General features: G+C 68.2%; 18 protein-coding genes and 2 tRNA genes. 17 read left to right on the top strand and 3 right to left on the bottom strand.

Annotated elements, in window-relative coordinates:
- Positions 1-375: 375 nt before the first annotated feature.
- Positions 376-561, top strand: a complete 186-nt coding sequence (locus AB0I23_RS21940) for a hypothetical protein (RefSeq protein ID WP_359111505.1) — start codon at positions 376-378, stop codon at positions 559-561.
- A gap of 10 nt (positions 562-571) precedes the next feature.
- Positions 572-1,078, top strand: coding sequence for an HD domain-containing protein (locus AB0I23_RS21945; protein ID WP_359111507.1), 507 nt, complete (start codon positions 572-574; stop codon positions 1,076-1,078).
- A 5-nt stretch (positions 1,079-1,083) separates the two neighbouring features.
- Here AB0I23_RS21945 and AB0I23_RS21950 read toward each other — a convergent pair whose 3' ends face one another.
- Positions 1,084-2,238 (bottom strand): acyltransferase family protein, encoded by a 1,155-nt coding sequence (locus AB0I23_RS21950; protein ID WP_359111509.1) that lies wholly within the window; start codon positions 2,236-2,238, stop codon positions 1,084-1,086.
- 481 nt (positions 2,239-2,719) lie between these two features.
- Here AB0I23_RS21950 and AB0I23_RS21955 point away from each other — a divergent pair, with 481 nt between their 5' ends.
- The gene (locus tag AB0I23_RS21955; RefSeq protein ID WP_359111511.1) at positions 2,720-2,914 is read left to right on the top strand and encodes a hypothetical protein; all 195 of its coding nucleotides are present in this window, start codon (positions 2,720-2,722) and stop codon (positions 2,912-2,914) included.
- 89 nt (positions 2,915-3,003) lie between these two features.
- Here the strand turns inward: AB0I23_RS21955 and AB0I23_RS21960 are convergent.
- Positions 3,004-3,077: transfer RNA gene (locus tag AB0I23_RS21960), tRNA-Gly, on the bottom strand.
- 165 nt (positions 3,078-3,242) lie between these two features.
- On the opposite strand from AB0I23_RS21960, the gene AB0I23_RS21965 reads away from it, so the two are divergent.
- The 5 genes from AB0I23_RS21965 to clpX all read left to right on the top strand — a co-directional run bounded on the left by AB0I23_RS21965 (position 3,243) and on the right by clpX (position 7,967).
- Positions 3,243-3,319 (top strand) — tRNA-Pro (locus tag AB0I23_RS21965).
- Between the two features lie 150 nt (positions 3,320-3,469).
- Positions 3,470-4,864 (top strand): trigger factor, encoded by a 1,395-nt coding sequence (tig, locus tag AB0I23_RS21970; RefSeq protein ID WP_359111513.1) that lies wholly within the window; start codon positions 3,470-3,472, stop codon positions 4,862-4,864.
- Between the two features lie 297 nt (positions 4,865-5,161).
- A complete protein-coding gene (locus AB0I23_RS21975) occupies positions 5,162-5,767 on the top strand; it encodes an ATP-dependent Clp protease proteolytic subunit (protein ID WP_359111624.1) in 606 nt (201 codons plus the stop codon).
- A 51-nt stretch (positions 5,768-5,818) separates the two neighbouring features.
- Entirely contained in the window at positions 5,819-6,511 is a 693-nt protein-coding gene (locus AB0I23_RS21980) for an ATP-dependent Clp protease proteolytic subunit (RefSeq protein ID WP_359111515.1), read from the top strand.
- Positions 6,512-6,668: 157 nt separating this feature from the next.
- The gene (gene clpX / locus AB0I23_RS21985) at positions 6,669-7,967 is read left to right on the top strand and encodes an ATP-dependent Clp protease ATP-binding subunit ClpX (RefSeq protein WP_030921263.1); all 1,299 of its coding nucleotides are present in this window, start codon (positions 6,669-6,671) and stop codon (positions 7,965-7,967) included.
- A 78-nt stretch (positions 7,968-8,045) separates the two neighbouring features.
- Here clpX and AB0I23_RS21990 read toward each other — a convergent pair whose 3' ends face one another.
- Positions 8,046-9,038: a hypothetical protein gene (locus tag AB0I23_RS21990; RefSeq protein WP_359111517.1), complete on the bottom strand. Its 993-nt coding sequence runs from the start codon at positions 9,036-9,038 to the stop codon at positions 8,046-8,048.
- Positions 9,039-9,176: 138 nt separating this feature from the next.
- Between AB0I23_RS21990 and AB0I23_RS21995 the strand changes: the two genes are divergently transcribed.
- The 9 genes from AB0I23_RS21995 to rodA all read left to right on the top strand — a co-directional run bounded on the left by AB0I23_RS21995 (position 9,177) and on the right by rodA (position 21,062).
- Complete coding sequence (locus tag AB0I23_RS21995) at positions 9,177-11,798, top strand: valine--tRNA ligase (protein WP_359111519.1); 2,622 nt, start codon at positions 9,177-9,179, stop codon at positions 11,796-11,798.
- A 314-nt stretch (positions 11,799-12,112) separates the two neighbouring features.
- Complete coding sequence (gene folC / locus AB0I23_RS22000; protein ID WP_359111521.1) at positions 12,113-13,645, top strand: bifunctional tetrahydrofolate synthase/dihydrofolate synthase; 1,533 nt, start codon at positions 12,113-12,115, stop codon at positions 13,643-13,645.
- Between the two features lie 4 nt (positions 13,646-13,649).
- Positions 13,650-14,006, top strand: coding sequence for a DUF4233 domain-containing protein (locus AB0I23_RS22005; protein WP_359111523.1), 357 nt, complete (start codon positions 13,650-13,652; stop codon positions 14,004-14,006).
- Between the two features lie 99 nt (positions 14,007-14,105).
- Positions 14,106-14,519 carry a nucleoside-diphosphate kinase gene (gene ndk, locus AB0I23_RS22010; protein WP_359111525.1) on the top strand — a complete coding sequence of 138 codons (414 nt, stop codon included), beginning with the start codon at positions 14,106-14,108 and terminating at the stop codon, positions 14,517-14,519.
- 290 nt (positions 14,520-14,809) lie between these two features.
- Positions 14,810-15,829, top strand: a complete 1,020-nt coding sequence (locus tag AB0I23_RS22015) for a rod shape-determining protein (RefSeq protein ID WP_037698738.1) — start codon at positions 14,810-14,812, stop codon at positions 15,827-15,829.
- Between the two features lie 110 nt (positions 15,830-15,939).
- A complete protein-coding gene (gene mreC, locus AB0I23_RS22020) occupies positions 15,940-16,968 on the top strand; it encodes a rod shape-determining protein MreC (protein ID WP_359111526.1) in 1,029 nt (342 codons plus the stop codon).
- A gap of 11 nt (positions 16,969-16,979) precedes the next feature.
- Positions 16,980-17,639 (top strand): rod shape-determining protein MreD, encoded by a 660-nt coding sequence (gene mreD, locus AB0I23_RS22025; RefSeq protein WP_359111528.1) that lies wholly within the window; start codon positions 16,980-16,982, stop codon positions 17,637-17,639.
- Positions 17,640-17,697: 58 nt separating this feature from the next.
- Complete coding sequence (mrdA, locus tag AB0I23_RS22030) at positions 17,698-19,872, top strand: penicillin-binding protein 2 (RefSeq protein ID WP_359111530.1); 2,175 nt, start codon at positions 17,698-17,700, stop codon at positions 19,870-19,872.
- Entirely contained in the window at positions 19,872-21,062 is a 1,191-nt protein-coding gene (rodA, locus tag AB0I23_RS22035; RefSeq protein ID WP_359111532.1) for a rod shape-determining protein RodA, read from the top strand. Before mrdA ends, rodA begins: the two co-directional genes overlap by 1 nt.
- The last annotated feature ends 54 nt before the right edge of the window (positions 21,063-21,116 follow it).

Here is a 21,116-nt window from a genome sequence, read left to right on the forward strand (position 1 = left end):
CGTCACCGGAACGTGGGGCACGGTCGCTCTCCGGGTGCGGGACGCGGTGGCCCGCACCCGGAGAGCGCCGCTCCCGCTCCGGACCCCGGCAGGATCCGGGCCGGCCAGTGCGACCGCCCGGCGGCCGGCGGTGCGAGGACGGCGAGACCAGGGCTGTTCCTCGCCGACGCGATCGCGGACAGCCTGCCGCGTTCCCGCGCCGAGCGGATCGCCGCCCGGATGACCGCACTGACGGCGCCCGCCCACGCGGGAGCAGCGGCCTGATGGTCACTCCGCGCATCCCGAACGGTCTCGCCCGCGCGGCCCTTCGCCTGCCCCGGAGCCAGGACCGCGCGCTCGACGCCTGGGGAGGCGCTTCTCGTCACGGTGGCCGGAGTGGCGCTCGGTACGGGCATCGCGCCGGCCACGCTCCACCCGATGATGAAGGGCCTGACGGGCGAAGCCCCGTACATCCCACCGGCGCTGTACGGGGCGTTCGTCGCCGCGACCGTCGGCCTCGGCCTCGCCGCCGCCACGGTCCCGGCCCGCGCCGTCCTGCGCCGGACGGCCGCACGCCCGTAGAGTCGCCCCCATGCCCACACCCCGCAGCGATCTGACCGCGGCCGAAGTCGAGGCGATCGCCCGTACGGCCCACGCGGACCAGAAGGACAAGGCCGGACGCCCGTACGCCGAACACCTCGCCGCCGTCGCGGAAGGCGTACGGGCCAGGGGCGGCAGCGACGAACAGATCGCGGCGGCCTGGCTGCACGACGCCGTCGAGGACGAGGCGCTCTCCGAGGAGTGGCTGGCCCGCGCGGCCCTGCCGCAACCGGTCAAGGACATGGTCCTCGCCGTCACCAAACGGGACGGCGAGGGCCTCGCCTCGTACACCCGGCGCATCCTCGCCACCCCGGGCGCCCTGCTGATCAAGGAGTCCGACCTCGCGCACAACGCCGATCCGGACCGCCTCGCGGTCCTGGACCCGGCGACGCGTACCCGGCTGACCGCGAAATATGCGCAGGTACGCGCGCTGCTCGGGCTCGCTCCCGGCGAACCGCCCGCCGACCGGCCGGATCCGGCCAACACCACGGGCGGCTGATCCACTCAGAGCCTGGCGGCGTCCCGCCGAAATGCCCAGCGCATGTCCGGTTCGGTCGCGAAACGCAGCACCCGCCGTACGGGTGGCGTACACATCAGCGTCACCGCGGCGGCCGCGAGCAGTGAGACGAGGACCAGGCCGCCCGGCTCGGCGAGCCACGTGTACCGGTCGAACACCCCGGCGTAGCCAACACCCTTGATCAGGAACCCGTGCAGCAGATAGCCGCAGATCGTTCCGGAGCCCAGCACCGTGAACCACATGGGGCGGCGCGGCACCCAGGCCAGGAACCCGGCGGTGAGCAGCAGCGCACAGCCGAACATCGCCAGCGTCAGCACCGCACCCGACCACCACGGAGCGCCCATTTCGGGCGCGCTGTTGCTGCGGTAGAACCAGCCCAGCCGCATCCGCGGCGCCGCCCAGTACGCGAACACGACGGCCCCTGCGAACAGCGGCAGAGCCAGTAGCCGCACCTCACGTCGGCGAACCAACTGGAAGTGTTCGGGTTTCAGTTGGAGACCGAGCACGAAGAACGGCAGGAACTGCAGGACACGCTGGAGATCGAGATCGTCGCCGATCGTGGGGGAGAACGAGGCGAGTACGGCGATGACGAGCGCGACGGGCAGCGGATGGCGCAGCGCCTGCCACAGGGGCGTGGTGATCCGCCAGATGAACAACGCGCACAGGAACCAGGTCAGATACCAGGGGTCGAGCAGGCTGATCGGATGGTCCGGCGTGTTGTCCGCGTACCGCTTGAAGAGCGAGTACGCCGTCTCGAACACCACGTAGGGCACGGCGACTCCGGTGACCAGGCGTTTTACCTTCTTGGCGCTCATGTCGAACGAGCGGGAGAAATAGCCGGAGACGATGATGAAGGCCGGCATGTGAAAGGTGTACGCAACCATGTACAGCGCACGGGTGGTCCGGCTCCCGTCCATCACGGGTTCCCATGAGTGCGCCATGGCAACCAGCACGATCGCCAGATATTTGACGTTGTCGAAGTAGGCGTCACGCCGCTTGGCGGGCTCGGCCGCAGGAGGCTTGTTCTCCACCGGTGCGGGGACTGTCGCGGTGGTGGTCCTGCCTCCGTCCGGTCTGGGCTCCGATTCCCGGGTCGCCGGGGAGATCGGGTCCCTCTGAAATACGTTCGGAGCGTGGAACATCTCAAGCACCTTAGACGTCTTGAATGCAATTCGTAAAACGGCCATCGGATATCGCGTCTTCCCGGCCATTCGAAAGTGAAACCACCGAAAACCGCCCGCTATGACCTGATTGATCCGCCTTGAACGGTGCATATCGGCGCGCGGTTGGAGGGAGTGAATTTCATCGCATCAAGGTCGACGAAATTCATGTGAACAATGTGTGTGGATATGGAAACCATCACAGCCGCACGCCATTTGGTCCGGGCCCCGAACGGCCCCTGTGCTGCCCCCGGAGGGTTGCTGTGGAGCGCCGGCAGGCGTGCCGGAAGCGCTGCACGCCCCTCGCGCACGCCGGGCGCGAGGATGGCGTGATCCCGACAGTGCGATGCGTCACCTCGCAGCAACCACACGGGAGTTGGTGGCACGATGGACGTGACGGAGGAGCGCCGGGGATGCGTGCCTCCGGGCCGGCAAGGCGGACCGACCAAGGGTGTGATCAGTCGTGGCCATTTCACTGTCTGTGGTGCTGATGTTGGCGATCATCCTGGTGGTCCTGATCCGCGGCGGCTCCATCAAGGCCGGACCCGCGGTCGTCGCGGTGCTCTTCGGTTTCTTCCTGGCATCGACCGGCATGGCGCCGTCGATCAACAGGTTCATGAACTCGATAGCGGAGACGATCAGCAACATCTCCTTCTGACGCACCGTCGGCCGACCCCGTGGAGACGGGCCGCCGAACGCGTCAGGGCCAGGTCGGAGGATGAACCTCCGACCTGGCCCTGAGTGGCATGGAGCGGGCGACGGGAATCGAACCCGCGTAGCTAGTTTGGAAGACTAGGGCTCTACCATTGAGCTACGCCCGCAAGCGTCGCACCGCAGGTCACGAGGACCGCGGCACGAAGAGCATCGTAGCGGGTCGCGGACGGTCTGCGCACACCTGATCGCGGCACGGGGTGCCGCGTTCCGCGCCGCCCCTGAAAAGCGGCCTGTGCACCGCCTGTCTGCATGTACCCTACGTGTCGCACCGACGGGGTGTGGCGCAGCTTGGTAGCGCGTCCGCTTTGGGAGCGGAAGGTCGTCGGTTCGAATCCGGCCACCCCGACCACCAGCAAGATCGCATTGTGGGAGTCATCCCCCTTGCCGTTACTATGCAAAATGCGTGCCCGTGTGTCTGATCTACCGGGCTCGATCCGCGGAGCCGCTGTCCGGTGGCCGAGCAGAACCCCAAGAAGTCAGCCACCAAGGAGACCGAACCGTGAAGAGCGCCGTGGAGACCCTGAACCCGACTCGGGTTCGGCTCAGCATCGAGGTGCCCTTCGAGGAGCTCAAGGACAGCCTCGACGCGGCGTACAAGAAGATCAACCAGCAGGTCACGGTGAAGGGCTTCCGTAAGGGCAAGATCCCCAACCGGGTCATCGACCAGCGGTTCGGCCGTGGTGCTGTGCTGGAGGAGGCCGTCAACGACGCCCTCCCGAAGTTCTACACCGAGGCTGTCAACGAGGGTGAGCTCAACGTCCTGGGCCAGCCCGAGGTCGACATCACCGAGCTGAAGGACGGCGAGCTGCTGGCCTTCACCGCCGAGGTCGACGTGCGCCCGGCGATCGAGATCCCGGACTACTCCGGCATCGAGGTCACCGTGGACGCCCTCGAGGTCACCGACGAAGAGGTCGAGAAGGCCGTGGAGCAGCTCCGCGAGCGCTTCGCCTCCACCAACCCGGTCGAGCGCGCCGCCGCCGAGGGCGACGTCGTCACGATCGACCTGCAGGCCAAGGTCGACGGCGAGGTCCTGGAGGACGGCGTGGCCGAGGGTGTCTCGTACACCATCGGTTCCGGTGAGCTCCTCGACGGCATCGACGCCGCTGTCACCGGCCTGGAGGCGGGTGGCGAGGTCACCTTCACCTCCGAGCTGAAGGGTGGCTCGGCCGAGGGCAAGGAGGCCGAGGTCACCGTCAAGGTCACCGCGGTCGCCGCCCGTGAACTCCCGGAGCTGGACGACGAGTTCGCCCAGATGGCGAGCGAGTTCGACACGCTTGACGAGCTCAGGGCGGACAGCCGTACGCGCCTGGAGAACACCAAGCAGTACGACCAGGCCACCCAGGCCCAGGAGCGCGTCCTCGAGGAGCTGCTGAAGCTCGCCGAGGTCCCGATCCCCGAGAAGCTGCTCGCGGACGAGGTCCAGACCCGCAAGCACAACCTGGAGCACCACCAGCTCGGTCAGATGGGTCTGACCCTGGAGAAGTACCTGGAGATCCAGGGCAAGACGGTCGAGGAGTTCGACGCCGAGACCTCCGAGCAGGCCATCAAGGGCATCAAGACCCAGTTCATCCTGGACGAGCTCGTCAACAAGGAGAAGCTGAACGTCAACCAGGAGGAGCTCACCGAGCACCTCATGCGGCGCGCTGCTTCCTCCGGCATGAGCCCCGACCAGTTCGCCCAGGCCGTCGTCGAGGGCGGCCAGGTGCCGATGCTCGTCGGCGAGGTCGCCCGCGGCAAGGCGCTGGCCGTGGTCGTCGAGGCCGCCAAGGTCGTCGACACCAACGGTGAGGTCGTCGAGCTGGAGGACGAGGAGGAGCTCGAGGAGGCCATCGAGACGGTCGAGGCCGCCGAGGGCACCACCGAGGCCGCTGACGAGGAGAAGACCGAGGCCTGAGCCTCGCGCTGAACCCGTGCGACGGGCTCCGGACGCTCAGCGTCCGGAGCCCGTCGTCGTCTCGCCGCGGAGTCCCGCGCAGCCGGCCCCGAGCTCCCCGCCCGGCGCCGCGGAACCCTTGTGCGCACTGCCCAGCTTGCGCTCCCAGCGAACAGTTGCGGAAGCGGGATGGCGTTGTCCTACCTGCGCGTTAGGGTCCATGAATAGGAAGGGTGGGGAGTCCCCGCCCGCCCGGTACGAAGACGCTGAGACGGCCGGAGCCGTCAGAGACGAGCAGGTGGATACGTGACGAATCTGATGCCTTACGCCGCCGGAGAGCCGTCCCTCGGTGGTGGCCTCGGCGACCAGGTCTACAGCCGACTGCTCGGCGAGCGCATCATCTTCCTCGGTCAGCAGGTCGACGATGACATCGCCAACAAGATCACGGCGCAGCTGCTTCTCCTTGCCGCCGAACCCGACAAGGACATCTACCTCTACATCAACAGCCCCGGCGGCTCGGTGACCGCAGGCATGGCGGTCTACGACACCATGCAGTACATCCCGAACGACGTGGTCACCATCGGTATGGGCATGGCGGCCTCGATGGGCCAGTTCCTGCTGACCGGTGGCACTGCGGGCAAGCGCTTCGCGCTCCCGAACACCGACATCCTCATGCACCAGGGTTCGGCCGGCATCGGCGGTACCGCCTCGGACATCAAGATCCAGGCGCAGTACCTGCTCCGTACGAAGCAGCGGATGGCGGAGATCACCGCCCGTCACTCCGGCCAGACCGTGGAGACGATCATCCGCGACGGCGACCGCGACCGCTGGTACACGGCGGAGGAGGCCGTGGAGTACGGGCTGATCGACGAGATCATCTCCGCCGCATCGGGCGTTCCGGGCGGCGGCGGCACCGGGGCCTGAGCCCCTCTGCCCGCCCAGCCCACAGCCCACAGCCCTCAGAACGCCACCAGGATGGTGAACACCGACATGAGCAACTACCCCGGCCTCCCCGGCGCCTCCGCCAGCGGCCTCTACACCGGCCCGCAGGTGGACAACCGCTACATCGTTCCGCGCTTCGTGGAGCGCACCTCGCAGGGTGTGCGCGAGTACGACCCGTACGCGAAGCTCTTCGAGGAGCGCGTGATCTTCCTCGGCGTGCAGATCGACGACGCGTCCGCCAACGACGTCATGGCGCAGCTGCTGTGCCTTGAGTCGATGGACCCGGACCGTGACATCTCGATCTACATCAACAGCCCCGGTGGCTCGTTCACCGCACTCACCGCGATCTACGACACCATGCAGTTCGTGAAGCCGGACATCCAGACGGTCTGCATGGGCCAGGCGGCCTCCGCCGCCGCGGTCCTGCTCGCCGCCGGCACGCCCGGCAAGCGCATGGCGCTCCCCAACGCCCGTGTGCTGATCCACCAGCCGTCCTCGCAGACCGGCCGCGAGCAGCTCTCCGACCTGGAGATCGCCGCCAAGGAGATCCTGCGGATGCGCACCCAGCTGGAGGAGATGCTGGCCAAGCACTCCACCACGCCGCTGGAGAAGATCCGCGACGACATCGAGCGCGACAAGATCCTGACCGCCGAGGACGCCCTCGCCTACGGTCTCGTCGACCAGATCGTCTCCACCCGCAAGAGTGCGGCCGGAGCGATGGCCTGACGTCGCCCTTTGCCCCTTGGTGCGGTGGTTTCAGACGGTCGCGACCGTGTGAACCGTGCCAAGGGGGGCCCGAACGGGGGGCCGGGCAAGGTACCGTCGGATAGAGGCACCAGGAGCCGCTGAACCAAGCTGCTCCCAGGCGAAGGGGAAGCACCTCGTGGCACGCATCGGTGATGGCGGCGACCTGCTCAAGTGCTCGTTCTGCGGAAAGAGCCAGAAGCAGGTGAAGAAGCTCATCGCGGGACCCGGTGTGTACATCTGCGACGAGTGCATCGATCTCTGCAACGAGATCATCGAGGAGGAGCTCGCGGAGACCTCCGAGGTGCGGTGGGAGGAACTCCCCAAGCCGCGCGAGATCTACGAGTTCCTCGAGGGGTACGTCGTCGGTCAGGAGCCCGCGAAGAAGGCCCTCTCGGTCGCTGTGTACAACCACTACAAGCGGGTCCAGGCGGGCGAGAACGGCGGCGCGCAGGGCCGGGACGACGCCATCGAGCTGGCGAAGTCCAACATCCTGCTGCTGGGCCCCACGGGTTCCGGCAAGACGCTGCTCGCGCAGACGCTGGCCCGCATGCTCAACGTCCCGTTCGCCATCGCCGACGCGACGGCGCTGACGGAGGCCGGCTATGTCGGCGAGGACGTCGAGAACATCCTGCTGAAGCTGATCCAGGCCGCGGACTACGACGTCAAGAAGGCCGAGACCGGGATCATCTACATCGACGAGATCGACAAGGTCGCCCGCAAGAGCGAGAACCCGTCGATCACCCGCGATGTCTCAGGCGAGGGCGTCCAGCAGGCGCTGCTGAAGATCCTGGAGGGCACCACCGCCTCCGTACCGCCGCAGGGCGGCCGGAAGCACCCGCACCAGGAGTTCATCCAGATCGACACGACGAACGTGCTGTTCATCGTGGGCGGTGCGTTCGCCGGTCTGGAGCGGATCATCGAGTCCCGGGCGGGTGCCAAGGGCATCGGCTTCGGTGCGACGATCCGTTCCAAGCGCGAGATCGAGGCGAGCGACCAGTTCCAGGAGGTCATGCCGGAGGACCTGGTGAAGTTCGGGATGATCCCCGAGTTCATCGGCCGCCTCCCCGTACTGACCTCGGTCCACAACCTGGACCGCGAGGCGCTGCTGCAGATCCTCGTCGAACCGCGCAACGCACTGGTGAAGCAGTACCAGCGTCTCTTCGAACTCGACGGTGTGGAACTGGACTTCGACCGCCCGGCGCTGGAGGCCATCGCCGACCAGGCGATCCTGCGCGGCACCGGCGCGCGCGGTCTGCGCGCCATCATGGAAGAGGTCCTCCAGTCCGTGATGTACGAGGTGCCGTCCCGCAAGGACGTCGCCCGCGTCGTCATCACGGCGGACGTGGTCCGCAACAACGTCAACCCGACGCTGGTCCCGCGCGAGCCGCGCACGATCGGCAAGAACGACGGTGGCCGCCACGAGAAGTCCGCGTAGCGGTCGCGGTAGCACGACGTACACGAAGGGGCGCCCGGCCAGTAACTGGCCGGGCGCCCCTTCCGCTGTACCGAGTGCTCAGATCTTGGTGCGGGACGTGTTGTAGAGCTTGGCGGCCAGGGCGGCCACGTCTTCCTGGGACATGCCCTTGCCCGCCATGGAGAGCGCCACGTCGACGCCCTGGACGACGCCGACCGTGCTGTAGTCGGCCCAGACGCAGATGGGGAACTCGAACTCCTTGGGGCCCTTCGCGGGCGTGCCGTCGCCGTTCTTGTTGATCACCTTCATGTTCTGGCACTTCATCAGCGCGCCATCGAACCCGGCAGGTGTGACGGCGTTGGGGCTGCCGACGAGCTCGGCGCCCATGCCCTCGTCGCCCTTCTTGAAGTCCGACTCCGCGTTGTTGAAGGAGTTGTCGATGACCTTCGCCGGGTCGGTGACATCGCCCCAGATACCCGAAAGGGTCACGGACTTGACGGCGAGCGGATTGTCCTCGGAGCCGGTCTGGTACACCGCGCCCGCCTGCTGGGGATTCTTGATCCCCAGGCCCTCGGCCTTGGCCTTCTCGGTGCCGGTCAACGGACCCGGTGACTGGGAAGCACCGGTGTCCTTCTTCTTGTAGCCGTCCAGCGTGGCGGCCGGCGTCAGCTTGTAGCCCTTCGTGCTGTCTGCGACGTCGCTGTTGCTGGCCCCGCCCGACGTCAGGAAGTACGCCCCGCCCGCGATGACCGCCAGCGCCACGACGGCGCCGCCGATGATCAGCCCGGTCTTCTTCTTCGGAGGGGCCGGAGGCATCGGCACCTGGCCGCCGTAGGGAGCCTGGCCGTACGGCGCCTGACCGTAAGGGGCCTGGGGCTGCTGGCCGTACGGGCCCGGCTGCTGGGCCTGCGGGTAGCCGTAGCCCGGCTGGGGCTGCTGCGGAACACCCTGGGGGGCCTGCTGCGGATATCCGTGACCCGGCTGACCGCCCTGCGGCGGCTGGGCGCCGTACGGGCCCGGCTGCTGGCCGTAGGGTCCGGGCTGGCCCTGCGGCGGCTGGCCACCGTACGGGCCCGGCTGGTTGTAGCTCATCTGCGCTGTCCCCTCCAGAATGCTTATGCGTTCCGAACATCCTGGCGGAAGCCCCGCTGACATGGGGTACCGAGAGCCACAGTGTTACTGAACAAACCGGTTTCAGTGCAGGACTGTGACGGCCCTAAACTGTCCCCCGTGACCGAGAACCCTCAGCAGCAGACAGCCAGCAACCCCGAACTGCCGACCCAGTACGCGCCGGCCGAAGTAGAGGGGAAGCTGTATGAGCGCTGGGTAGAACGCGGGTACTTCGAAGCGGACGAGCACAGCGACAAGCCCCCGTACAGCATCGTCATCCCGCCGCCGAACGTCACCGGGTCCCTGCACCTCGGGCACGCCTTCGAGCACACGCTGATCGACGCCCTCGTCCGCCGCAAGCGCATGCAGGGTTACGAGGCGCTGTACCAGCCGGGCATGGACCACGCCGGCATCGCCACCCAGAACGTCGTCGAGCGCGAGCTCGGCAAGGAGGGCAAGTCCCGCCACGACCTGGGCCGTGAGGCCTTCGTCGAGCGCGTCTGGCAGTGGAAGAACGAGTCCGGCGGCCAGATCTCCGGACAGATGCGCCGCCTCGGCGAGGGCGTCGCCTGGTCCCGTGAGCGCTTCACCATGGACGAGGGTCTCTCCACCGCCGTCCAGACCGTCTTCAAGAAGATGTACGACGACGGGCTGATCTATCGCGCCGAACGCATCATCAACTGGTGCCCCCGGTGTCTGACCGCGATCTCCGACATCGAGGTCGAGTACCAGGACGACGACGGCGAGCTCGTCTCCATGAAGTACGGCGACGGTGACGCGACCATCGTCGTCGCCACCACCCGCGCCGAGACGATGCTCGGTGACACCGCCGTCGCCGTCCACCCCGACGACGAGCGCTACAAGCACCTCGTCGGCACGCACATCAGGCTGCCGCTCACCGAACGTACGATCCCCGTCGTCGCCGACCACCATGTCGACCCGGAGTTCGGCACGGGCGCCGTCAAGGTGACGCCCGCGCACGACCCGAACGACTTCGAGATCGGCAAGCGCCACGACCTGCCGTTCCTCACGGTCATGGACGAGCGCGCCGTCATCACGGTCCCCGGCCCCTTCGAGGGACTCGACCGCCTCGAGGCCCGCTCCGCCATCGTCGCCGCGCTGCGCGCCGAGGGCCGGATCGTCACCGAGAAGCGTCCGTACCTCCACTCCGTCGGCCACTGCTCGCGCTGCAAGACCACCATCGAGCCCCGGCTTTCGCTCCAGTGGTGGGTCAAGGTCGCCCCGCTCGCCAAGGCGGCCGGTGACGCCGTCCGCGACGGCAAGGTCAAGATCCACCCGCAGGAGATGGAGAAGCGGTACTTCGACTGGGTCGACAACCTCCACGACTGGACGATCTCGCGCCAGCTCTGGTGGGGTCACCGCATCCCCGTCTGGTACGGCCCGAATGGCGAGGTCGTCTGCGTCGGACCGGACGACGAGGCCCCCACGGGCGAGGGCTGGACGCAGGACAACGACGTCCTGGACACCTGGTTCTCCTCCGGCCTCTGGCCGTTCTCCACGCTCGGCTGGCCGGAGCAGACCGACAGCCTTGCGAAGTTCTATCCGAACTCCGTCCTCGTCACCGGCTACGACATTCTCTTCTTCTGGGTCGCCCGGATGATGATGTTCGGTCTGTACGTCAACGACGGCACCCCGCCGTTCGAGACCATCGTCCTGCACGGCATGGTCCGCGACGAGAACGGCAAGAAGATGTCGAAGTCGTTCGGCAACGTCGTCAACCCGCTCGACTGGATGGACAAGTACGGCTCGGACGCCCTGCGGTTCACCCTGGCGCGCGGTGCCAACCCGGGCACCGACGTCCCGATCGGCGAGGACTGGGTCCAGGGCTCCCGCAACTTCGCCAACAAGATCTGGAACGCCACGCGCTTCGCGCTGATGAACGGCGCCACGATCGAGGGCGAGCTGCCCGACCCGTCGCAGATGTCCGCGACGGACCGCTGGATCCTGTCGAAGCTCAACAAGACCGTCGCCGAAGTGGACGCGTTCTACGACGACTTCCAGTTCTCCAAGCTCAGTGAGGCGCTCTTCCACTTCGCGTGGGACGAGGTCTTCGACTGGTACGTCGAGCTGTCGAAGACCACCTTCTTCGCGGGCGGCGAGCAGGCGAAGGTCTCCGGCCGGGTCCTCGGCGAGGTCCTCGACGTCATGCTGCGGCTCCTGCACCCGGTCGTTCCGTTCGTCACCGAGACGCTCTGGACCACGCTGACCGGCCGCGAGTCCGTCGTCATCGCCGAATGGCCGAAGGACTCCGGCTTCCGCGACGCGGCCGCCGAGCAGGAGATCGAGCTCGTCCAGCAGGTCGTCACCGAGGTTCGCCGGTTCCGCTCCGACCAGGGTCTCCAGCCCGGCCAGAAGGTCCCGGCCGAGCTCACCCTGACCGGCACGGCGCTCGCCCCGCACGAGGCGGCCATCCGCCAGCTGCTGCGCCTGCAGCCCGCCGGTGACGGCTTCCACGCCACCGCGTCGCTGCCGGTCGCGGGCGCCACCGTCGCCCTCGACCTGTCCGGCACCATCGACGTGGAGGCCGAGCGCAAGCGCCTGACGAAGGACCTGGGCGCCGCCGAGAAGGAGAAGGCCCAGGCGGGCGCCAAGCTCGGCAACGAGGCTTTCCTGGCCAAGGCGCCGGACAACGTGGTCGACAAGATCCGTACCCGGCTCGCCAAGGCCGACGCGGACATCGCGCGGATCACCGCTCAGCTGGCGAATCTGCCGCAGAGCTGATGATCTGAGCGCGAAGCCCCCGTGCCCCTGACCGACCAGGGACACGGGGGCTTCGCCGTACCCGTTCCGGCACCCGCGTCGCCGCCGGGTCCGCGGCAGCGGCTCGTACAGCTTGTACGGCGTGCCAGGTGTCGGTGTCAGGCAGTCGGTCCGCCCCGGCACCCGGCGCGCGCACCGTTCGATCGGGACCGTGGGGCACCTGGACCACCATGCGCCCCATGGGCGCGTTGTGCCGACAGCCGCCCGGGCGGGCGATTCGTGACCGTCGCCGGGCCCCGCGCCGGATGTCCGTCCCGATCCGTAGACTGGGACCCGTGAGTGAGCCCCGCCCTTCAGACCGGCACGACGCGTCCGAGTCCGACGACACCTTCGCGGAGATCGTCGACGAAGCGACCCAACGCGACCCCGACCTGGCGGTGATCGAGGCCGGCAGCCGCACCCTGCGCACGGCCTCGGGACCGGTCCCGGGTGACGAGGTCCCCGCCCGACCCGCCGACCCGGAGGTGGACAAGGCGCTGCGCGCGGTGGAGCAGGAGCTCGCCGGCCGCTGGGGCGAGACGAAGCTCGAACCGTCCGTGTCGCGGATCGCCGCGCTGATGGACGTGCTCGGCGAGCCGCAGCGCGCGTACCCGTCGATCCACATCACCGGCACCAATGGCAAGACCAGCACCGCCCGCATGATCGAGGCCCTGCTCGGCGCCTTCGACCTGCGCACCGGCCGCTACACCTCGCCGCACGTCCAGTCGATCACGGAGCGGATCAGCCTGGACGGTTCGCCGATGGACCCGGAGCGGTTCATCGAGACGTACAACGACATCAAGCCGTACGTCGAGATGGTCGACGCCCGGCAGCCCTACCGGCTCTCCTTCTTCGAGGTGCTGACCGGCATGGCGTACGCGGCCTTCGCCGACGCTCCGGTCGATGTCGCGGTCGTCGAGGTCGGCATGGGCGGCAGCTGGGACGCGACGAACGTGATCGACTCCTCGGTCGCCGTCGTCACCCCCATCTCGCTGGACCACACCGACCGGCTCGGCTCCACACCCGCCGAGATCGCCGGTGAGAAGTCCGGGGTCATCAAGCAGGACGCCACCGTCATCCTGGCCCAGCAGCCGATCGAGGCTGCGCAGGTCATGCTGAAGAAGGCCGTCGAGGTCGACGCCACGGTCGCCCGCGAGGGCATGGAGTTCGGCGTCGTCTCCCGTGAGATCGCGGTCGGCGGCCAGCTTCTGACGCTGCGCGGCCTCGGGGGTGCGGCCACCGAGTACACAGAGGTCTTCCTCCCGCTGTACGGCGCCCACCAGGCGCACAACGCGGCGGTGGCGCTCGCCGCGGTCGAGGCGTTCTTCGGTATCGGTGCCGAGCGGCCCGGCTCGCTCGACATCGACACGATCCGCCGGGCCTTCGCCTCGGTCCGCTCGCCGGGCCGCCTCGAAGTCGTCCGGAGCAGCCCGACCGTCGTCCTGGACGCGGCCCACAACCCGGCGGGCGCCCTCGCCACTGCCGACGGGCTGTCCGAGGCGTTTGGCTTCTCGCGGCTGATCGGCGTGGTCGGCGCCAGCGACGACAAGGATGTCCGGGGGCTCCTCGAAGCCTTCGAGCCGATCTTCGCCGAGGTCGTCGTCACCCAGAACTCCAGCGGGCGCGCGATGGACGCCGACGAGCTGGCCGCCGTCGCGGTCGAGGTCTTCGGCGGCGACCGCGTCCAGGTCGAGCCGCGCCTCGACGACGCACTGGAGGCGGCGATCACCCTCGCCGAGGAGGAGGACGAGTACGCGGGCGCCGGCGTCCTGGTGACCGGCTCCGTGATCACGGTCGGCGAGGCCCGGCTGCTTCTGGGAAGGCACTGACCCTGTGCGTACGCTCTGCGCGTCGACGCTGATCGGCGAACTCTTCGTCATCGGTTTCGCCGGACTCGTCGCGATGAAGTCCGACGACCTGTCGAACACCACTGTCTGGACGGTCTGCGGCATCGGCATGCTGCTCTCCGTCCTGCTCTGCGGCATGATCACCCGCCCCGGCGGCACGGCGCTCGGCTGGGCGCTGCAGGTCGCACTGGTCGCCAGCGGGTTCGTCGTCCCGATGATGTTCATCCTGGGGCTGGTCTTCGGCGGACTGTGGTGGGCCTCGGTGCACTACGGTCGCAAGATTGACGAGGCGAAGGCCCGCTGGGCGGCTCAGGCGGCGACCGAAGCCCCGTCCGGTGGCTGAAGCCCGAGGCCGGGCACGGCGGGCAAACCCGGCCGTCGGCCCGTCTCCGTACCCCTGTAACCTCGCCTCACCGCACCCGTATGCCTCAAGGAGCCGCACATGACTCAGCGCACCCTCGTCCTTCTCAAGCCCGACGCCGTCAGGCGTGGGCTGATCGGCGAGATCGTCGGCCGGATCGAGCGCAAGGCCGGCTGGCAGGTCACCGCGCTGGAGCTGCGCACGCTCGACCGTGCGACCCTGGAGCAGCACTACGCCGAGCACGTCGGCCGCCCGTTCTACGAGCCGCTCGTCGAGTTCATGCAGTCCGGCCCCGTCGTCGTCCTGGTCGCCGAGGGCGAGCGGGTCATCGAGGGCGTCCGCTCCCTGGCCGGCCCGACCGACCCGATCGCCGCCGCGCCCGGCTCGATCCGTGGCGACTTCGGCACGATCACCCGTGAGAACCTCATCCACGCCTCGGACTCCGAGGAGTCCGCTGAGCGAGAGCTGAAGCTGTTCTTTCCGGGACTTTCCTGACCTCGGATCAGCCAAACAGCGCTCATGAGCCGGGGCGACCGAAGTAATTCGGTCGCCCTTCGGCATACGGTCCCCGATCGCGGGAACGCATCCCTCCGACGTAACGTCACCATGAGTGGAACGGCCACCCGTTCCGCCCACAATGGCGAAGGACCCTCGCGCGGTGTCCGTGCATACGGCACTACGATGGAATCTTCCACGCCCGCAGCGCTCACCTCGCCTACCAGAACAAGCCATATCTGCTTCTTGGGAAGGCCCGACGCATCCTCATGGGGAACAAGGGGAACTCAATGTCGTTCATCGGCCGTGACATGGCTATCGACCTCGGGACTGCCAACACGCTGGTGTACGTCAGGGGGCGCGGCATCGTTCTGAACGAGCCGTCCGTCGTGGCCATCAACACCAATACCGGGGGCATCCTGGCAGTCGGTTCCGAGGCCAAGAAGATGATCGGGCGTACACCGGGCAACATCGTTGCCGTACGCCCCCTGAAGGACGGCGTGATCGCCGACTTCGAGATCACGGAGCGGATGCTCCGCTACTTCATCCTGAAGATTCACAAGCGCCGCTACCTGGCCCGCCCGCGAGTCGTCGTCTGCGTGCCGTCGGGCATCACCGGGGTGGAGCGACGCGCCGTCATCGAGGCGTCGACGCAGGCCGGCGCGCGTCAGGTGCACATCATCGAGGAGCCCATGGCCGCGGCCATCGGCTCCGGGCTTCCGGTCCACGAGGCCACCGGCAACATGGTCGTCGACATCGGCGGCGGCACCACCGAGGTCGCCGTGATCTCGCTCGGCGGAATCGTCACTGCCCAGTCGATCCGGGTCGCCGGTGACGAGCTGGACAACGCGATCATTCAGCACATCAAGAAGGAGTACTCCCTCCTCCTCGGTGAGCGCACCGCTGAACAGATCAAGATCACGATCGGCTCGGCGTACGACATGGACAAGGACGAGCACACCGAGATCCGCGGTCGCGACCTGGTCTCCGGACTGCCCAAGACGGTCGTCGTCTCCGCCGCGGAGGTCCGCAAGGCCATCGAGGAACCGGTCAACGCGATCGTCGACGCGGTGAAGACCACGCTCGACAAGTGCCCGCCGGAACTCTCCGGTGACGTCATGGACCGCGGCATCGTCCTCACCGGCGGCGGCGCGCTCCTGCGCGGACTGGACGAGCGGCTGCGTCGCGAGACCGGCATGCCGATCCACATCGCCGAGGATCCGCTGGACTCGGTGGCGCTCGGATCCGGCAAGTGTGTCGAGGAGTTCGAGGCGCTCCAGCAGGTGCTGGACGCCCAGCCCCGCCGATAGCACAGGGAACGACAACACAGCGGTCCGCCGTACGGGCGCTGCCGCCCCGTACGGCGGATCGTTGATATACAGGCACGAACATTCCGACGAGGAAGGCACGGCCGCCGCACGTGAGGGACACACGAGAGAGCCGGCTGCTCCTGGTGCTGCTGATCGCCATCGCATTCGCACTGATCACGGTGGACATCCGCGGCGGCGAGGAGTCACCGGTGGACGGCGCCCGGCGGGCCGCCGCAACGGCCTTCGGGCCGGTCGAGAGCGGCGTTGCGGCAGCCGTCGACCCGGTGGGCAACGCCATAGGGGCGATCCGCGACTCCGGTGAACGGCACAACCGGATCGCCGCCCTGGAACAGCAGAACGCCGCGCTGAAGACGAGGCTGGGCAGCGACGACCGCAACCGCAGCCGGGTCCGCGAACTCGACAAGTTGCTGAAGAAGTCCGCCGTTGGGCAGTACGGCATCAAGGCCGCCGAGGTCATCGCCATAGGAGCGGCCCAGGGCTTCTCCTGGACCGTCACCATCGACGCGGGCTCCAACGACGGCCTGGGGCGCGACATGACCGTCATCAACGGCGACGGACTCGTCGGCCGCGTCACCACCGTCGGCCCGGACACCGCGACGGTGCTCCTCGCCAACGATCCCGACTTCACCGTCGGCACCCGGATGGAGAAGACCGACGAACTCGGCTTCGCCACCGGCCAGGGCGACCGCCCGCTCTCCGTCCAGTTCCTCAACGGCAGGGCCAAGGTGAAGAAGGGCGACCGGCTGGTCACCTTCGGCTCCAGCAGGAACAAGCCGTTCGTGCCCGGAGTCCCGGTCGGCGAGGTGGTCCGCGTCGACCCGTCCGGCGGCGACCTCACCCGTACCGTCTATGTCCGCCCGTACGTCGGCTTCACCCGCCTCGACATCGTCGGCGTAGTCGTCCAGGCACCGCGCGAGGACCCGCGCGACATGGTCCTGCCGAAACAGCCCGCCAAACCGAAACCCACCCCGACCCCGACGGTCACCGTCACCATCTCGCCCAACGGTGACATCGTCGACACCAACGGCAAGGTCGTGGGGAACGTCAACGGGACCCCGAGCGGCAGCCCCAGTGGGAGTCCCGGCCCCACCGGCAACGCGGTCAACGAGCAGAGGTAGAGCTGATCCCCATGCGCTTCAACCGGACTCTGCTCTCCACCGCTCTGGTCGTGATCGCCCTGGTCGTCCAGATCTCCGTACTCGCGCGCCTCCAACTCCCCGGCGCCGTCCCCGACTTGCTGCTCCTCGTCGTCGTCGGCCTCTCCCTGGTGTACGGGCATGTGGCCGGCGCCCTGATCGGCTTCGGCGCGGGGCTCCTCACCGACCTGGCGCCGCCCGCCGACCACGCCGCCGGGCGCTATGCCATGGTCCTGTGCATCATCGGCTACCTCGCCGGACTCGCCCGGCCGGAGAACGGCCGGCTCACGTCCGCGTTCGTCCCGATGGCCGTGGTCGTGGCCGCCGCGATCGGATCCACGCTGCTGTACGCGGGCGTCGGCGCCCTCGTCGGGGACACCGCAGCCCGTCATGTCGGCCTGGGCAGCCTGCTGTTCACCGCCACCGTCTACGATCTGCTGCTCGCGCCGTTCACCGTTCCACTGATCATGGCGCTCGCCAGACGCACCGAGAACGACCCGCTCTCCGAATCCTCCGGCGGCGACGTGGCCTCGGGCTGGCTCTCCTCCGGCACCGGACTCAGGATCGGCAGCCAGCGCGGCGGACTGCGTGTGAAGGTCGCCCGCAACCGGGCGGCACGGGCCGGACGGATCAAGGGAGTCAAGCGACTGTGAGGCTGTATCTCCCGGGGGGCACCCCCCGGACACCCGGCCCGACCACCGGGGGCGCCCTGTGAGCAACATTCCGGAGACGGGCCGGACCCAGCGGGTCCAGATCAGGCTCATCGTCATCCAAGTCCTCGTCTTCTCCCTGCTGCTGACACTCGGTGGCCGCCTCTGGTACCTCCAGATCCGCAACGGCCAGGAATACACCGACGAGGCGAAGAGCAACCACGTCCAGCAGGTCGTCCAGCCCGCCGTCCGCGGCTCCATCCTCGACGCCCGCGGCGTGCCCCTCGCCGACAACGAGACCCGCCTCGTCGTCTCCGCCAGCCGCACCGAGCTGCTGAAGATGGACGACGACGGCAAGGGCGTTCTGACCCGGCTCGCCGATGTGCTCGGCATGAAGCCGAAGGACGTCTTCGACAAGATCCGGCTCTGCGACGCGAAGACGCCGCAGCCCTGCTGGAACGGCTCGCCGTACCAGCCGATCCCGGTCACCGACGAGGCCACCACCCAGCAGGCGCTGCAGATCCGCGAACGCGCCGAGGACTTCCCCGGCATCACCGCCGAACCCACCGCCGTACGCCGCTACGCCGCACCCGGCAAGGCCAACACCGCCCAGGTCCTCGGCTACCTCTCGCCCGTCACCGACGAAGAGATCACCAAGGCCAAGGACACCGACTCGCCGTACCTCCGCTCCGACCAGGTCGGCCGCTCCGGCCTGGAGCGTACGTACGACAAGGAACTGCGCGGCAAGGCCGGCGTCACCCGCTACGAGGTCGACAACCTCGGCCGGGTCATCGGCCAGGCGAAGGACGACAAGGCCGAGCCCGGATCGAGCGTCGTCACCTCCATCGACGCCCGGGTCCAGGCGGTCGCGGAGTACGAGCTGAACGAGGCCATGAAGACGGCCCGCAAGTCCTTCGACAAGAACACCAACCAGAACTACAAGGCCGACTCCGGCGCCGTCGTCGTCATGGAGGCCAAGACCGGCCGAGTCGTCGCGATGGCGTCCAACCCCGACTACGACCCCAACGCCTGGGTCGGCGGCATCTCGGGCAAGGACTACGCCCGGATGACCAGCAAGAAGTCCGACTATCCGCTGCTCAACCGGGCCATCCAGGGCCAGGCCGCACCGGGCTCGATCTTCAAGGTCGTCTCGACCGCCGCCTCCGTCAATGCGGGCTACCCGTTCGACGGTCACTACACCTGCGGCAGCTCGTACACCGCCGACGGCAATGTCTACAAGAACTTCGAATCGGCGAGCCACGGCGCGATCACCCTGGGCCAGGCGCTCGAGGTTTCCTGCGACACCGTCTTCTACGCCCTCGGCCACCAGCAGTGGCAGAAGGACGGCGGGCTGAAGCCCAAGAAGAACGCCAAGGACTGGTTTTTCAAGACCGCCCACCAGTTCGGCCTCGGCAAGGAGACCGGCATCGACCTCCCCAACGAGGTCACCGGCCGCGTCCCCGACCGCCAGTGGAAGAAGGACTTCTGGAAGGCCAACAAGGGCGTCTGGTGCGAACAGGCCAAGAAATGGCCCAAGAAGAAGGACTTCGTCACCGTGCTCGCCCACGAGAACTGCCTCGAGGGCATGAAGCTGCACGCCTATGACGCGATCAACTACTCGATCGGCCAGGGCGACACCCTCGTCACCCCGATCCAGATGGCAACCATCTACGCCGCGATCAGCAACGGCGGCACGCTCTACGACCCGACCGTCGGCAAGGCGATCGTCAGCCCCGACGGCAAGCACGTCCGCATGGTCGAGCCCCGTGCGCACGGCAAGCTGCCGGCCAGCGCCAAGACCCTGAAGCAGATGGAGGGGGCGCTGGCGGGCGTCGCGACCCGCGGTACCGCCGCCTGGCGATTCGGCGGCTGGCCGCAGGACAAGATCCCGATGCACGCCAAGACGGGCACGGCCGAGGTCTACGGCAAGCAGACGACCTCCTGGTTCGCCACGTACACCAAGGACTACTCGATCGTCATGACGATCTCCCAGGGTGGTACGGGCTCCGGCGCCTCCGGGCCCGCCGTCCGCAACATCTACGACGCGCTCTACGGACTCGACGACTCCGGCAAGCAGGACCTCAAGAAGGCGCTGCTGCCCACCCCGCAGAAGTCCCTGCCCAGGATCCAGCACGACGGCACGATCGACGCCCCGACGGTCAAGCCGTACGACCCGAACTCGCAGAAGGTCCCGGAGGAGCAGACACTCGCCGCGGTGCTCGGGAGGCGCGACTGATGGCCGGCTTCTCCATCTCCCGGTACGCCCCCGACCGCGGCGTCTGGGGCAGACTCACCGCCCGCGACTCCCTCGTACGACGGCTCGACTGGCCGATGCTCGGCTCCGCGATCGTGCTCTCCCTCATCGGCTCCGTCCTCGTCTACTCGGCGACCCGCGGCCGGGTCCTGCTCAACCACGGCGACCCGTACTACTTCCTCCTGCGGCACGCCCTCAACACCGGCATCGGCTTCGCCCTGATGGTCGGCACGATCTGGCTCGGCCACCGCACCCTGCGGGGCGCCGTCCCGATCCTCTACGGCCTCTCGGTGCTCCTGGTCCTCACGGTCCTCACCCCGCTCGGTGCCACTGTCAACGGCGCCCACGCCTGGATCATCATCGGCGGCGGCTTCTCGCTCCAGCCCTCCGAGTTCACCAAGATCACCATCATTCTGGGCATGGCGATGATCCTCGCCGCCCGTGTCGACGCGGGCGACCAGCTGCACCCCGACCATCGGACCGTCGCCAAGGCACTCGGTCTCGCGCTCCTCCCGATGGTGATCGTCATGGGGATGCCGGACCTCGGCTCCGTGATGGTCATGGCTGTCATCGTGCTCGGCGTGCTCCTGGCCTCCGGGGCGTCGAACCGCTGGATCTTCGGCCTCCTCGGCGCGGGCGTCGCCGGAGCCGTCGCTGTCTGGCAGCTCGGCCTGCTCGACGACTACCAGATCGCTCGCTTCGCCGCCTTCGCCAACCCGGCGCTCGACCCGGCGGGTGTCGGCTACAACACCAACCAGGCCCGCATCGCCATCGGCTCCGGCGGACTCACCGGTACCGGCCTCTTCCACGGCACCCAGACCACCGGCCAGTTCGTTCCCGAGCAGCAGACCGACTTCGTCTTCACCGTCGCGGGCGAGGAACTCGGCTTCCTCGGCGCCGGACTCATCCTCGTCCTCCTCGGCGTCGTCCTGTGGCGCGCCTGCCGGATCGCCCGCGAGACCACCGAGCTCTACGGCACGATCGTGGCCGCCGGAATCATCGCCTGGTTCGCCTTCCAGGCGTTCGAGAACATCGGGATGACGCTCGGCATCATGCCGGTCGCCGGACTCCCGCTGCCGTTCGTGTCGTACGGAGGGTCGTCGATGTTCGCCGTCTGGGTGGCCATCGGACTGCTTCAGTCGATCCGTGTGCAGCGGCCGATGTCGGCCTGAGCAGGCGAGGATCCGCCCGGCCCCCTGCCGGACGGGCGCAAACGCGTCTAGGGT

Origin of the sequence: Streptomyces atratus (assembly GCF_040655115.1) — a bacterium.
GTDB lineage: Bacteria > Actinomycetota > Actinomycetes > Streptomycetales > Streptomycetaceae > Streptomyces > Streptomyces atratus_D.